This is a genomic window from Aeromonas sp. R7-5 (assembly GCF_040908015.1).
Lineage (GTDB): Bacteria > Pseudomonadota > Gammaproteobacteria > Enterobacterales > Aeromonadaceae > Aeromonas > Aeromonas caviae.
Map to the genome: position 1 here is coordinate 1 of NZ_JBFOCZ010000011.1, position 14,375 is coordinate 14,375.

Annotated in this window: 14 protein-coding genes and 3 tRNA genes; 1 reads left to right on the forward strand and 16 read right to left on the reverse strand. The window is 58.3% G+C overall.

Going from position 1 to position 14,375, the window contains the following annotated elements:
- Positions 1–9: 9 nt before the first annotated feature.
- From AB5Y53_RS03725 to ruvA, 16 genes are all read right to left on the reverse strand, one after another.
- Positions 10–85: transfer RNA gene (locus AB5Y53_RS03725), tRNA-Lys, on the reverse strand.
- Positions 86–133: 48 nt separating this feature from the next.
- Positions 134–209: transfer RNA gene (locus AB5Y53_RS03730), tRNA-Val, on the reverse strand.
- A 32-nt stretch (positions 210–241) separates the two neighbouring features.
- Positions 242–317: transfer RNA gene (locus tag AB5Y53_RS03735), tRNA-Lys, on the reverse strand.
- A gap of 174 nt (positions 318–491) precedes the next feature.
- Positions 492–1,301 carry a tol-pal system protein YbgF gene (gene ybgF, locus AB5Y53_RS03740; protein WP_041211017.1) on the reverse strand — a complete coding sequence of 270 codons (810 nt, stop codon included), beginning with the start codon at positions 1,299–1,301 and terminating at the stop codon, positions 492–494.
- A gap of 157 nt (positions 1,302–1,458) precedes the next feature.
- The gene (pal, locus tag AB5Y53_RS03745) at positions 1,459–1,983 is read right to left on the reverse strand and encodes a peptidoglycan-associated lipoprotein Pal (RefSeq protein ID WP_010672877.1); all 525 of its coding nucleotides are present in this window, start codon (positions 1,981–1,983) and stop codon (positions 1,459–1,461) included.
- A 48-nt stretch (positions 1,984–2,031) separates the two neighbouring features.
- Positions 2,032–3,357, reverse strand: coding sequence for a Tol-Pal system beta propeller repeat protein TolB (tolB, locus tag AB5Y53_RS03750; RefSeq protein WP_010672876.1), 1,326 nt, complete (start codon positions 3,355–3,357; stop codon positions 2,032–2,034).
- Positions 3,358–3,449: 92 nt separating this feature from the next.
- Positions 3,450–4,580, reverse strand: coding sequence for a cell envelope integrity protein TolA (gene tolA / locus AB5Y53_RS03755; protein WP_042014603.1), 1,131 nt, complete (start codon positions 4,578–4,580; stop codon positions 3,450–3,452).
- Between the two features lie 5 nt (positions 4,581–4,585).
- Positions 4,586–5,032, reverse strand: a complete 447-nt coding sequence (gene tolR / locus AB5Y53_RS03760) for a protein TolR (protein ID WP_010672874.1) — start codon at positions 5,030–5,032, stop codon at positions 4,586–4,588.
- The gene (gene tolQ, locus AB5Y53_RS03765; protein WP_010672873.1) at positions 5,032–5,718 is read right to left on the reverse strand and encodes a protein TolQ; all 687 of its coding nucleotides are present in this window, start codon (positions 5,716–5,718) and stop codon (positions 5,032–5,034) included. Before tolQ ends, tolR begins: the two co-directional genes overlap by 1 nt.
- Complete coding sequence (gene ybgC, locus AB5Y53_RS03770) at positions 5,708–6,115, reverse strand: tol-pal system-associated acyl-CoA thioesterase (protein ID WP_010672872.1); 408 nt, start codon at positions 6,113–6,115, stop codon at positions 5,708–5,710. The genes tolQ and ybgC overlap by 11 nt, the downstream gene beginning before the upstream one ends.
- A 286-nt stretch (positions 6,116–6,401) precedes the next feature.
- Entirely contained in the window at positions 6,402–6,713 is a 312-nt protein-coding gene (locus tag AB5Y53_RS03775; RefSeq protein ID WP_039039483.1) for a cyd operon YbgE family protein, read from the reverse strand.
- Positions 6,700–6,816, reverse strand: coding sequence for a cytochrome bd-I oxidase subunit CydX (gene cydX / locus AB5Y53_RS03780; RefSeq protein ID WP_005331536.1), 117 nt, complete (start codon positions 6,814–6,816; stop codon positions 6,700–6,702). Before cydX ends, AB5Y53_RS03775 begins: the two co-directional genes overlap by 14 nt.
- A gap of 14 nt (positions 6,817–6,830) precedes the next feature.
- Positions 6,831–7,967: a cytochrome d ubiquinol oxidase subunit II gene (gene cydB / locus AB5Y53_RS03785; protein ID WP_010672870.1), complete on the reverse strand. Its 1,137-nt coding sequence runs from the start codon at positions 7,965–7,967 to the stop codon at positions 6,831–6,833.
- A gap of 12 nt (positions 7,968–7,979) precedes the next feature.
- The gene (locus tag AB5Y53_RS03790; RefSeq protein WP_010672869.1) at positions 7,980–9,536 is read right to left on the reverse strand and encodes a cytochrome ubiquinol oxidase subunit I; all 1,557 of its coding nucleotides are present in this window, start codon (positions 9,534–9,536) and stop codon (positions 7,980–7,982) included.
- Between the two features lie 941 nt (positions 9,537–10,477).
- Positions 10,478–11,488, reverse strand: a complete 1,011-nt coding sequence (gene ruvB / locus AB5Y53_RS03795; protein WP_041211014.1) for a Holliday junction branch migration DNA helicase RuvB — start codon at positions 11,486–11,488, stop codon at positions 10,478–10,480.
- Positions 11,489–11,496: 8 nt separating this feature from the next.
- Positions 11,497–12,111 (reverse strand): Holliday junction branch migration protein RuvA, encoded by a 615-nt coding sequence (gene ruvA, locus AB5Y53_RS03800; protein ID WP_368181149.1) that lies wholly within the window; start codon positions 12,109–12,111, stop codon positions 11,497–11,499.
- 232 nt (positions 12,112–12,343) lie between these two features.
- Here ruvA and AB5Y53_RS03805 point away from each other — a divergent pair, with 232 nt between their 5' ends.
- Positions 12,344–14,353, forward strand: a complete 2,010-nt coding sequence (locus AB5Y53_RS03805; protein WP_368181150.1) for a methyl-accepting chemotaxis protein — start codon at positions 12,344–12,346, stop codon at positions 14,351–14,353.
- Positions 14,354–14,375 lie beyond the last annotated feature (22 nt).

A 14,375-nucleotide genomic window follows, 5' to 3' on the forward strand; every position in this document is an offset into this window, starting at 1 on the left:
TGTTCAGAGTGGTGGGTCGTGTAGGGTTCGAACCTACGACCAATTGATTAAGAGTCAACTGCTCTACCGACTGAGCTAACGACCCACATCCTGAACTTTTCACCAACCGCATGTGGCGGCCAGCGTTACAACATGGTGGTCGTTACTGGGCTCGAACCAGTGACCCCCTCCTTGTAAGGGAGGTGCTCTCCCAGCTGAGCTAAACGACCTGGGAATATTGTCTTCACCTGCTGTGAAGAAATGGTGGGTCGTGCTGGATTCGAACCAGCGACCAATTGATTAAAAGTCAACTGCTCTACCGACTGAGCTAACGACCCTCACCACGACCAGTGCCGACTGCATTACTGCTCCGGCTCTGACGGCGGCCTATATTACGGATTTATCATCCTGGCGCAATAGAAAAATCTTAAATTAAATCTGATTGTTCACTGCGCATACAAAGCAGAGAGTTCTTTACAAGAGTGTTACGAAAACAGTGACATGCAGCAATGTCACAGCTTGGCCAGACTCTGTTTGGCCAGCTGGGCCGGCGAGGTGTTGGGGTAACCCTTGATTACCTGCTCATAGAAGGCCTTGGCCTCTGCTTTCTTGCCGTCAAGCTGGGCGAGCATGCCGAGTTTCAGCAGGGCATCGGCCCGCTTGGGTGACTTGCTGTATTTGTTCGCCACCGTGGAGAACTGGCTCGCGGCCCCCGCCCTGTCGCCCTTGTTGAACATCAGCTGGCCGAGCCAGTAGTGGGCATTGGGAACATAGCTGGAGTTCGGGAACTGCTTGATGAACCCTTCGAAGGCAGGAATGGCCTTGTCGTAGTTCTTCTCCTTGAGCACCATGTTCACGGCCGCGTCGTAGGCCTGGTTCTCATCCTGGTTGGTGGAGTAGTTGGCAGCCGCGGCAGGAGGCGTTGCAGCACCTGCAGCAGGTGTTGCGGGCGCTGCGGCAGGCTGGCTGTTGGCCACCTTGTCGAGCTCCTGGTAGAGCTGGCGCTGGCGCTCCTGGGACTGCTCCATCTGGTAGGTCTGCTGTTCCAGCTGACCACGCAGCTCGGAGACCTCCCCTTGCAGGGAGTCGACCTGTTGCTGCAATTCGGCCTGCAGACGCAGACGGGCGTTGAGGGTACGCTCCAGCAGAGCAACCCGGTCTTCCAGGCTGCCGGTCGGTACGATGGCACCATTGTTGCCGCTCAGCACCACGCCGCTGCTGCCAGAATCCCCGCTCAGATCGCTCACGGGTGCCGCCGCTTGCGCATTCAAAGCAACCAACACGGCCAGCGCAACACCAGCTTGCTTGTACACAGATTTCATTCGGATCAAACCTTAGCGTTTAGTGCAAATAAAACGGCCAGCGCATAGTCGCTCGCTGATACAGATTTCATTCGGATCAAACCTTGACGTTTAGTGCAAATAAAACGGCCATCGAAATGGCCGCTTGCATATAAACGAACTTCGTTCGACTCAAACCTTAGTAAACCAGGACCGCACGGCGGTTCTTGGCAAAGGCTTCCTCGGTGTGGGACAGATCCAGCGGCTTCTCTTCGCCATAGCTGACGATGGAGAGCTGCTCGGCCTGCACACCCAGGGTTTGCAGATACTTGGCAACAGCCTTGGCACGACGCTCACCCAGCGCGATGTTGTATTCCGGCGTACCGCGCTCGTCGGCGTGGCCTTCGATCAGTACCTTGACGCTCGGACGTTCACGCAGGTAGCTGGCGTGGGCATCCAGCAGGTCGGCGTACTGACCCTGAATGTCGTAACCATCGTACGGGAAGTAGATCACGTTGTCGCGTTGCAGCGCTTCGAACTTCTGACGCATCTGCTCTTCCGGGGACAACATGCCGTTGGCGCCGCCGGTTTGTACACCGCCCATGCCGTCGGTCATGCCGGACTCGGCGCCAGCGGCGTCGGAGTCGGAAGAGGAGCTACAGGCAGCCAGGGTGAACAGTGGCAGTGCGATGGCCAGACCCTTGAGCAGTTTATTGAGTTGCATGCTATTTCCTTAAACCTTTATAACAAAACAAAAAACAATCGATTTTTATCAATTCAAGAAGGGCGACCAAGCTGGTGCACGAATTTCACCGCTACTGGTCGGAAGCACTGCCTTGAAGCGACCGTCGGTCGACACCAATGCGAGACTCTTACGACCCTGATAGATGGTGGCATAAATGATCATGCTGCCATTGGGAGCCACACTTGGCGATTCATCCAGAGCACTCTGGGTCAGTACCAGCATGGCTCCATTTTCCATATCCTGGCGAGCGATGCGATATTGTCCCTGAACCCGGGTCACCATCACCATGGACTTGCCGTCCGGTGTGATGGATGCCCCCTGGTTGGAATCCCCTTCCCAGGTCATCCGGCGAGTCATGCCAGTCGCCAAATTTACGCTATAAATCTGGGGTTTGCCACCACGTTCAGAGGTGAACAGCAAAGTTTGACCGTCCGGCATCCAGGAGGGTTCGGTGTCGATGGTGCGGTTATTTGTGACTCGAGTGAGTTGCTTGCTAGCAACATCAACGACATAGATGTCAGGCTGCCCATCTTTGGACAGAACAATAGCCAAACGACGACCATCTGGAGACCACTCCGGCGCACCGTTGATGCCACGGAAGCTGGTGATCAGACTGCGCTGCTGGGTGTAGATGTCCTGCACATAGATCTCGGACTTCTGGTTCTCGAAGCTCACGTAAGCCAGCTTGCTGCCATCCGGCGACCAGGCCGGGGACATCAGGGGTTCACGGGAGCGCAGCAGAGTCTTCTCGTTGTAGCCGTCGTAGTCGGAGATCCGCAGCTGATACGGGAACTGGGTGCCCTGCTGCACGGAGACATAGGCCAGACGAGTCAGGAAGGCACCACGCTCACCGGTCAGACGCTCGTAGACGATGTCGGAGATGCGGTGGGCAAACTGGCGCATCTGGGCACCCGGGATGGTCGCCATGCGGCTGTCCAGGATGTAACCGTTCGCTTCACCGCCCTGGGTCTTGGCCAGCTGGCCTTTCAGGACGTCGACCAGCTCGAAGTTGATCTTGTAGGTGCCATCACCCACGGCGGCGATGGAGCCGACCACCACGGCCTCGACCCCCTGGGAAGCCCAGGGCGCGAAGTTGATCTCGCCGCTGGTGCTCGGCGTCTGCGGCATCTGGCCACGGGCCAGCGGCTTGAACTTGCCGCTGCGCATCAGGTCGTTGGAGACCACTTCCGCGATATCCTGCGGCAACTGGCCATTGCCCTCCCACTTGAAGGGGGCGATGGCGATGGGGCGCGCACTGTCGATACCGCCGGTGATGACGATGTCCAAGGCCGCCTGAGCGCTCTGGCCTAGCAGAAGGCAGCCAACCAAAGCAAAAAACACTTTTCTTATCATGGCTTAAATACTCTGTTCCAAAAAAATGAGAGGTGAAATCCCTTTATCAGCAGATGCTGCCAACCACGGTCATTGACCCCGTTCTATCACGCTTAGATGCTCGGTTCTAACTTGAGGTTAAACTCCTTCAACATCTCGAATGCCGCCGGGTCCTTCGGCACCGGCAACTGGTTGGCCTTCAGAACCGCCGCCTTGCCGGAGCGGCAGACCGCCGGATCACCCTGACCGTTGTCCACCGAGATGACGAAGCCGCTACTGGCCAACTTGACACCGATAGTACATGTTTTGCCCCGCATGGTGGGATCCAAAATCATGTAGCGCTCGACCGTGGCCTTGATGAGGGCGGCATACTTGTCGACTTCGCCCTTGGCGGCTGCCGATGCTGCCTGACTGCGCGCATTGGCCTCGGCGGCCAGCTGCTGCTCCATCATGGCTTCCATCTCTTTTTGCAACTTGGCCTCTTCGGCCGCCTTGCGCTTGCGCTCAGCCTCAATCTTGGCCTTTCTGTCGGCCTCGGCCTTCGCCTTCTTCTCTGCGTCAGCTTTTGCCTTCTTGTCAGCCTCTTCCTTCGCCTTCTTCTCGGCCTCGGCCTTGGCTTTCTTCTCGGCTTCCGCCTTCGCCTTTTTCTCGGCTTCGGCCTTGGCCTTCTTCTCGGCTTCCGCTTTCTTGGCCTTGGCCTCTTCCGCCTTGGCCTTCTCTTCAGCCTGCTTCTTCTCCAGCTCTTCTTTTTTCTTCTTGAGCGCCAGCGCCTTGGCCTCTTCCGCCGCCTTGCGTTCGGCTTCGGCCTTCTTGGTCTTCTGCTCTTCCAGCTTGCGGGCTTCCTCGGCTTTCTGGGCCTTCTCTTCCGCCTGCTTCTGTTCAGCCTCTTTCTTCTGCTTGTCGGCTTCGGCCTTGCGGGTCGCCTCTTCGGCCTGCTTGCGCTTGGTCTCGGCGATACGCAGACGCTCCTGCTCCTGTGCCAGCTCGCGTTTGACGCGCTCAGCGTCTTCCTTGTCCTTCTGCTGCTGTGCAGCCTTGGGCTGGGCCTGCTTCTGCTGCTGGACCTGCTGCATCTGCTGCTCCAGCATTTCGCTGTCCATCATGACCGCATTGACGATCTGTCCCTTGGACTCGGGGCGCTTGGGTTTGCTGAAGTCGACACCGACCAGCAGGATGATGCCGATGATCAGATGCAGCAGCAGCGACGCGACGAGATAACCGGAAATACCACGCTTCACATCCATCTCCGTCAGTTCACCGGATCCGTCATCAGACCAACCTGAGGCACACCGGCTTTCTTGAGGGCCACCATCAGCAGGATCACCTCCTCGTAGCGCACGGACTTGTCACCGGCGACCACCACGGGCGCGTTCTGGTTGATGGCCAGATAGCCCATGGCCTTCTCGGTGATGTACTGCTGCATCGCCTCTGGTGTGCCGCTCGGTACGGGTTCGTCATCCGCCTCGCCGGCCTTGATGACGTACTCACCCTCGGTATTGACGCTGACGATGAAAGGCGGCTTGGAGTCTTCCGGCAACTGCTCGGACTCCGCCTGGGGCAGGTCGACCTTGACCCCCTGCGTGATCACGGGCGTGACCGCCATGAAGATGATGAGCAGCACCAGCATGACGTCGATATAGGGCACCACGTTGATCTCGGCGACCTTCTTGCGTTTGAGCCGCTGATAGGTTTGCATTACTTCTCACCCTGCTGTGCGATTTGGCGGTTCAGAATGGTGGTGAACTCGTCCATGAAGTTGGCGTAGGCGTTTTCCAGCCGTTCGACCTTGTTGGTGAAGCGGTTGTAGAAGATAACGGCCGGGATGGCGGCAAACAGACCCATGGCGGTGGCGATCAGCGCCTCCGCGATACCCGGTGCCACCATCTGTAGGGTCGCCTGCTGAACCTGGCCCAGAGCGATAAAGGCGTTCATGATCCCCCAGACGGTACCGAACAGACCGATATAGGGGCTGATGGAACCGATGGTCGCCAAGACCGGCAGGTTGGACTCGAGATCGTCCACTGCACGGGACAGGGAAACGCGCATGGCGCGATAGGTACCGTCCATCACCGCATCCTGACCGCGGGCACCGGCCTTGAGCAGGCGAGCATACTCCTTGAAGCCGGAGTAGAAGATGTCTTCCATGCCTTCGATGTCGTCACGACGGGAGGAGGACTCCTGGTAGAGACGATTGAGGTCGACCCCGGACCAGAATCTGTCTTCAAACTGCTCCGAGGCGAGGTTGGCCGCCTTGATGGCCTTGGAGCGCTGGATGATCAGCGCCCAGGAGACGACCGACATGCCCATCAGGGTCATCATGACCAGTTTCACCAACAGACTGGCTTGCCAGAACAGGCCAATAAACGAAATTTCAGCGTGCACTTAACAGCACTCCCTTGATTTTTTCAGGTATTGCAACAGGTTTCATTTGCGGATGACTGACACAGGCGATCTGTACCATGGCCTGAGTGATCAGCCGTCCATCAGCCGCCAGGATCTGCTGTGAAAAACGCATGGAAGCGCGTTTCACTTCAGTTACTTGCGTCATTACGGTCAGCAGTTCATTGAAGCGGGCCGCCGCGCGAAAGTCGATTTCGGTGCGACTCACCACAAACGCGATCCCCGCCTGCAGCAGGACATCCTGTTCGATGCCGCCTGCGCGCAGGAATTCGGTGCGGGCCCGTTCCATAAACTTGAGATAATTGGCGTTGTAGACGATGCCTCCGGCATCCGTGTCTTCGTAGTAGACACGCACCGGAAACTCAGAGACTTCCCCCATAAAAATCTGTGATCCATTCGACAGTCAGATGGGGGGCTATCATAGCGCAGGGCTGAATAGGAAAGAAGCAGGGGGAGACAGGGAAATCCCCTCTCCCCCTGTTTTTTATGGCGTGCTGCGGCGCCGACAGGCCGAAGACCACAGGGCTGTCAGCATCGCAAGAAAAGCGGAAAAGAGAAGTGGCTGCGAGCGGCGTGACGAGCGAGGTTCTGTCGCTCTGACCGGGCGGCGGCACGCCCCTCAAAAAAGAAGAAGGAGGTGGGCTGATGCCGACCTCCTTCATCATTTATGGCAGGTAGTAGCTGCTGGTCAGCCAGAGCCCGCAGAGCAGGCTGGGCAGGGCGAGCCAGGGGAAGAACAGCACGCGACCCACCAGGCTGCGCGGGTGAAACCCCAGTCCATGCATGACACCGCAACAGACCGCCCACATCAGCCAGGGCGCAAGCCAAAGGCCGTGCTCACTGGTGTTGGCCGCGACCAGGTTGGGCGCCTGCAAGATGGCGACAGCCAGCAGGGCCGCCGCCAGCAGCATCAGACCTTGCCATGGCTGGCGCTCCAGAGGAGCGGCCAGCCGGGCGAGCCTGTCACTTGTCTTCATCAATCTGACGATCCAGGTTCTCGGTGTGCTCCAGCCAGAGCGCATTGATAATCCCAAACGCACAGGCCAGCAGCAGCCCCAGGATCCAGGTGAAATACCACATATCAGGGCACCTTCTTAGTAGAGCGATTGTTGGTTGTCTTCGATGTGCTTGTTACTCACCCGGCCGAACATCTTGATGTAGGTCCAGATGGTGTAAGCCAGCACGGTCGGCACGAAGACGACTGCGACTACCGTCATCACCTTGAGGGTGTTGAAGGAGGCGGTGGAATCCCACATGGTCAGGCTCTGGGACGGCTCGAGGCTCGAGGGCATCACGAACGGGAACATGGAGAAGCCCGCGGTCAGGATAATGCCGGCGATGGCCAGGGAGGAGAACAGGAACGCCACCCACCCCTTGTCCAGCTTGGCCGCCACGGCGGTCAACAGACACATCACCAGACCCAGCACGGGCGCAGCAATCATCCAGGGATAGAGGTTGTAGTTCTGCATCCAGGCACCGGCCTGCACCACCACTTCCTTGTGAAGGGGGTTGGTGACGGCGTCGGTGGCGACGGAGCCCACAATCACATAACCATCCATGCCGCTCACCCAGACACCGGCCAGGGCGAACAGCACCAGGGTCAGCAGGGAGAAGATCATGGCGGCGGTGCGAGAGCGCGCCAGCACTTCACCTTCGGTCTTCATCATCAGCCAGGTTGCACCCTGGGTGATGATCATGAAGAGGCTCACCAGACCGGCCAGCAGGCCGAACGGATTGAGCAGACCGAAGAAGTTGCCGTGATAGGTCATCATCAGGAACTGGTTGAAGCTGAACGGTACACCCTGCAGCAGGTTGCCGAACGCCACCCCGAAGATGACAGGGGGAATGGCGCTACCGGCAAACAGAGCCCAGTCCCAGTTGGAGCGCCACTTGGCGTCTTCCTGCAGGGAGCGGTACTTGAAGCCGACCGGACGGAAGAACAGCGCCATCAGGGTCAGGATCATGGCGATGTAGAAGCCGGAGAAGGCCGCCGCATAGACCATGGGCCAGGCGGCGAACAGGGCGCCACCGGCGGTCACCAACCAGACCTGGTTGCCTTCCCAGTGCGGCCCCATGGTGTTGAGCATCACGCGACGCTCCACATCCTTCTTGCCGACGAAGGGGAGCAGGGCGCCCACCCCCATATCGAAACCGTCGGTGATGGCAAACCCGATCAGCAGCACGCCGACCAGCACCCACCAGACCAGACGCAACAGTTCGTAATCAAACATGGGTCACTCTCCTTATGCCTTGCTCTGTTCGAAGTGGTACTTGCCCGTCTTCAGGCTGCTTGGGCCCAGGCGCGCATACTTGAACATCAGGTACATCTCGATGATCAGCAGTACTGTGTAGAACAGGAAGATCCCGATCAGAGAGAACCAGATCTCGGACGCAGGAATGTTGGATGCAGAGACATAAGTCGGCAGCATCTCGGCGATGGTCCAGGGTTGACGACCATACTCAGCGACAAACCAGCCAGCCTCGATGGCGATCCAAGGCAGCGGAATGCCGTACAGCAGCGCCTTGAGCAGCCACTTGCGCTCACCGATCTTGTGGCGGGTGCTGTCATAGAAGGCCAGACCGATCAGCACCAGCATCAGGATACCGCAGGCAACCATGATGCGGAAGGCGAAGAACAGCGGCAGTACCTGCGGGATGGAGTCATCCACGGCAGCCTTGATCTGCTCGTCGGTGGCGTCGGTCACGTTGGGGGTGTAACGCTTGAGCAGCAGACCGTAGCCCAGATCCTGCTTCACTTCGTCGAAGCGGGCGCGGGTATCGTCGGACTTGTCACCGGATTGCAGCTTGGTCAGCAGGTCGTAGGCGGTCATGCCGTTGCGCACGCGCAGCTCATGCTCGCTCTTGAGATCCTTGAGACCAGTCACCTGACCGTCGAGGGAACGGGTGGCGATGATGCCGAGGGCATAGGGGATCTTGATGGCGTAGTCGGTGCGCATCTCCTCCTGATTCGGGATCCCGAACAGGGTGAAGGATGCCGGAGCCGGCTCCGTGTTCCACTCGGCCTCGATGGCTGCCAGTTTCACCTTCTGCACTTCCCCGGTCTCGTAGCCGGACTCGTCACCCAGCACCAGCACGGAGAGGATGGAGGCCATGCCGAACGCGGCCGCGATGGCGAAGGAGCGACGAGCGAACGCCACATCACGATTCTTCAGCAGGTAATAGGAGGAGATCCCGAGCACGAACATGGCGCCCGTGGTATAGCCTGCCGCCACGGTGTGGACGAACTTGACCTGGGCAACCGGGTTGAACACCAGGTCGGCGAAGCTCACCATCTCCATGCGCATGGATTCGAAGTTGAACTCGGCACCCACCGGGTTCTGCATCCAGCCGTTGGCGACCAGGATCCACAGTGCGGAAAGGTTGGTCCCGAGCGCCATCAGCCAGGTAGCCGCCAGGTGCTGGCGCTTGCTGAGACGATCCCAACCGAAGAAGAACATACCGACGAAGGTGGACTCCAGGAAGAAGGCCATCAAGCCTTCGATGGCCAGCGGGGCCCCGAAGATGTCGCCGACATAGTGGGAGTAGTAAGCCCAGTTGGTACCGAACTGAAACTCCATGGTGAGCCCGGTGGTAACCCCGAGGGCAAAGTTGATACCAAACAACTTGCCCCAGAACTTGGTCATGTCCCGGTACACTGTGTTGTTGGTCATCACATAGACAGACTCCATGATCGCCAGGATGAAGGCCATCCCCAGCGTCAAGGGTACAAACAGGAAGTGATAAAGGGCCGTCGCAGCAAATTGGAACCGCGATAGGTCTACCACATGCTCAGCAATCATGATGTTTCCTCACCGATTATTGGCACGGCTATTTTAAGTTTTAAGGACAAAGCTTCCATTGGAAGTCCCCGAACGGTCGGTCACCCCTCGCGGACTGACCGGATTCGACTGCCACCACATTAACAACAAGGCAATATACAGGAACAAAAAAAGCTAATGTTTAACATCTAATAAACAATAACCAGGGTTCTATTCCCGCCTATAATGATCGCTGTTTTATATCACCTTTATTTGATTGAAATCAATGTAAAACCACCCTCAATACATGTTTTTTCAAGGTAACTTATAGGGCTTTCCCCATTAATTATGGGAGCTTCATCACAAAAAACGATAAGTCGTAAATAATTGATTTAAATCAATTTTATGATCAACCAAAATAGTTTCAATTCTGTTAAACAAATACGCAACCCCGGAAATAAAGCCTTCGCATCTCGATTATTTCAATAAATGGCCAGGCTCATCCAAAAATCAATTTAAACCCAGTAAAAACACATGTTTATGCGGATTGACACCCCCACCAAAATCATTAGTTTATCTAATCAAAAGTCCATAGATTTTCTTGTTTGCCCCACCCGGAAAGAGCTCCTACAATGCGCCTCGCAGTGAGGGCATACCTCTGAATACAGGCCGGTCATTCCGGGTTCCCGGTACGTATTCGATGAACATTTCGAACCTGTTTGTTGGGATTAATGATGAAAAAGTTTGTTGCCAAGACCATCCGTTACTACAAGCTTTCTTTCGTTCAACTCTATCAAATGAACCGACTCTGAAGCCTCGCGACGGCTCCTCTGTTTTTTTCCCGACCGGTCTGGAGACGCGCTCACTGTCTGTGAACATCCATCCTGAATTGTCTTTGCCCACCGCCTGTGCCGTGGGCTTTTTTTTTGCCCGCAAAACAAAAAGCCGCCTCAAGGGCGGCTTTTTGTTTCATATCGCAACGTCTACTGATCTGCCGGTCGTTCCAGGCCAAAGTGTGCGTAGGCTCTCTGAGTTGCGATCCGCCCTCTGGGTGTACGTTGCAGATAGCCTTGCTGGATCAGATAAGGTTCCAGCACGTCTTCTATGGTGTCCTTCTCCTCACCGATGGCGGCGGCCAGGTTGTCGAGCCCGACGGGCCCACCCATAAACTTGTCGATGACGGCCAACAATAGCTTGCGATCCATGAAGTCGAAACCTTCGTTGTCCACATCCAGCATGTCCATGGCACGGGCCGCAATGGGTCCGTCAATTCGCCCGTCAGACTTCACCTGGGCAAAATCCCGTACCCGCCTTAACAAACGGTTAGCAATCCGCGGTGTCCCCCGGGAGCGACGGGCTACCTCGAGAGCGCCGTCTTCCGTCATGTCGAGCCCGAGGCAGCGGGCGCTGCGAGAGACGATGTCGGTCAGGTCCTTGACGTTGTAAAACTCGAGGCGCTGCACGATGCCAAACCGGTCACGCAGGGGGCTGGTGAGGGAGCCGGCCCGGGTGGTGGCACCGATCAGGGTGAAGGGAGGGAGATCGAGCTTGATGGAGCGGGCCGCTGGCCCCTCCCCTATCATGATGTCGAGCTGGTAGTCCTCCATGGCCGGATAGAGCACCTCCTCCACCACCGGGCTGAGACGGTGGATCTCGTCGATGAAGAGCACATCGTTCGGTTCCAGGTTGGTGAGGAGCGCCGCCAGATCGCCGGCCTTCTCCAGCACGGGGCCCGAGGTGGTCTTGATGTTGACCCCCATCTCGTTGGCAACGATGTTGGCCAGCGTGGTCTTGCCAAGGCCGGGAGGCCCGAAGATCAGCAGATGATCGAGGGCCTCCCCGCGCTGGCGGGCGGCCTCGATGAAGATCTCCATCTGATCGCAGACGTGATCCTGTCCGGTGTAATCGGCCAGCTTTCTGGGCCGGATGGCCCGATCGATGATCTCGTCCTCACGGGCGGCACCGGCCGAGATGAGGCGATCCGCTTCAATCATTGTCTACCTCACACCAGGCTGCGCAGGGATTCACGAATGATCTCCTCTACCGACATGCCGTCGGCGGCCACCTTGCTGACGATCTGGCTGGCCTGCTGCGGCTTGTAGCCGAGGGCCATCAGTGCACTGGCCGCCTCCTCGCTCGCATCCGGGGCACGCAGCGGGCTCTCTTTCGCGGGCAGGGTGATTTCGGCCGGGGAGAAGAGATCGTGGCTGACCCAGCCCTTGAGGCGGTCTTTCATCTCCACCACCAGGCGCTCGGCGGTCTTCTTGCCCACGCCGGGCAACTTGACCAGGGAGCTTATCTCCTCGCGCTCGACGCTCATCACAAACTGGGTGGCCGTCATGCCGGAGAGAATGGCCAGGGCCAGCTTGGGGCCGACCCCGTTGGTCTTGATCAGCTCGCGAAACAGCGCCCGCTCCTGCTTGTGGTTGAAGCCGTAGAGCAGCTGGGCATCTTCACGCACCACGAAGTGGGTGTGAATGACGGCCTCCTTCCCGAGTTCGGGCAGATCATAGAAGCAGCTCATGGGCATATGAACCTCATATCCCACCCCTCCGACTTCCAGCAACACCTCGGGGGGTTGCTTCTCGATGATGACGCCTCTCAAGCGACCGATCATGTTCTTTTCCTCGCCACACAGACTCTCGCAAATTGGGTCATAGCATAAAGAATAACTGGATAAGTATCCAGCATAGGTCCATGCAGATCATGGGATGACCAGCTCTTCATACCCGGCCACTTCCCTCGTTCAGAACACTGTCTGTCACTTTATTTTCCATCGGGGATGGCACATCTGCGTCATTGATTGAACACTGAAATGGTCTTGTTCGGCACCAGGGAAGGCTTGAATCATGAAAATCGTCACCACATCCAACCTCGGACTCACCATTCTGCTCGGCTGCACCCTGGGCATGGGGGCGATCGGCTGGTATGGCAGCCAGCGGCTGGCTGATCTGCTCTCCTACGTCCTGGGTGCCGCCTGGCAGACGGCAGATGGTGCCATGGAGGGCTCCATCGAACTCGGCAACCAGTCGCTCTATATCCAGAAAATGCTCTCGGGGATCCCCCTCGACGCACCGGAACTGCAACGGGCAAAAGAAGCGGCCAGCGACGCCTTGCGCCGGGTGGAGCAAGGCGGGCTCATCGATGGGGCGGCCATTACCACACTGAAGCAGCATGAGCAGACCTATCAGCAAGAGCAGGCACAGCTGCTGACCCTCTATCGCACCTTCACAAGCACCGATGAGGCGCTGCGCGCCAGTTCTGAACGCATGTCACGCCTCTCGACCAGGCTGGAGGTGATCGGTGACGAGGCCGTCGAGAGCCTCACCCGCTCACCGGATCAGGCCATCAGCTGGAACGGCGGCCTCGCGACCCGCTGGCAGGCGGCCGATGGCGGCATGGAGGCCAACATCGGATTCCTGCGCCAGCTCTATGCGCTGGAGAAGATGCAGAGCGAAGGCCCTACTCCTGCCATCCAGGCCGAGCTGGCACAAGCCACCCGCTTCTATCAGGACGCGGTTGACGGCATGCTGGCAACCGGCCAGTTCGATGTGCCCGGCGACGGGGAGTTTGCAGGCCAAATGCTCTCCACCCAGTATCGTGCCCTGCAAGCCGACAATGCCCGCCTGATCCGTGAATGGACCACAGCCCTGAGCGCTTATCAGAACCAGCTGGCCCGTTACGAACACAGCGCCGACCAGCTCAGGCTGGCGCTGGTCGAGGTCGAGGCCCAGGGGGACGCCACCGTCGAGGATCAGGTTCACCAGCTCAACGCCATCATCGACTACACCAGGGGACTCATCCTGGGGGGCTTGCTGCTCAGCCTGCTGATCGTCACCTGCTGCGGCTTCTGGCTGGTGCGCACCATTGTTCGCCCGCTACTCCAGGTCGACAAGCGCATGCAGGACATCGCCGCCGGGGAAGGAGATCTCAATGCCCGCATCAACCTCTCACGCGACGACGAGATTGGCTCCCTGGCGGGCAGCGTGGATCGCTTCATCGAGAAGCTGCAGAAGATGATCAGCGCCACCATGGACAACAACCAGCACATCAACCAGCACGTGCGCACCTCGGTCAACCGGGTCCAGGCCATCAGCCAGAGCAGCCGCCAGACCGCAGCGCATGCCCAGGCGCTGCACCACGACAGCGAGCAGATGGTGCAGGTGGCTACCACCATCTCGGACAACTGCAACCTGGCGGCACACAACGCCAACGAGGTGCGCCAGCTCACCACGCAAAGCAGCCAGTATGTCTCCTCCGCCACCGCCGGCATGCAGCGGGTGGTCATGGAGGTGGGTGAATGTGCCACCGCCATCAACGCCCTCAAGGAGCAGGCAGGGCAGATTGGCCAGATCATCTCCACCATCAGCAATATCTCGGGGCAGACCAACCTGCTGGCTCTCAATGCCGCCATCGAAGCCGCCCGGGCGGGCGAGATGGGGCGCGGTTTTGCCGTGGTGGCCGACGAGGTGCGCACCCTGGCCAATCGCACCGCCACCTCCAGCGCCGAGATAACGGACGTGATCAACAGCATCCAGCAGCAGACAGAGCAGGCCTATCTGATGATGCAACGCAACCTGAAAACCGTGGAATCGGGTATGGCGGACTCCGACAACACCAAACAGATCCTGTTCAAGGTAGAAGAGGCCATCGATCAGCTCGCCGACATGGTGCAACAGGTGGCAGAGGCGACCAGTCAGCTCTCCCACACCCTGGGACACACCACGGGCAAGGTTTCGGATATCAGCCTGCAGGCCCAGACGGGCGAACAGGAAGCCCAGGAGTGCCTGCAACTGGCCTCCTCCCTCCATCAGGCCAGCCAGCAGCAACAGCAGTTGCTGTCGCAATTTCGGGTCTAGTGCGGGCGGGGCAAGGCCCCCG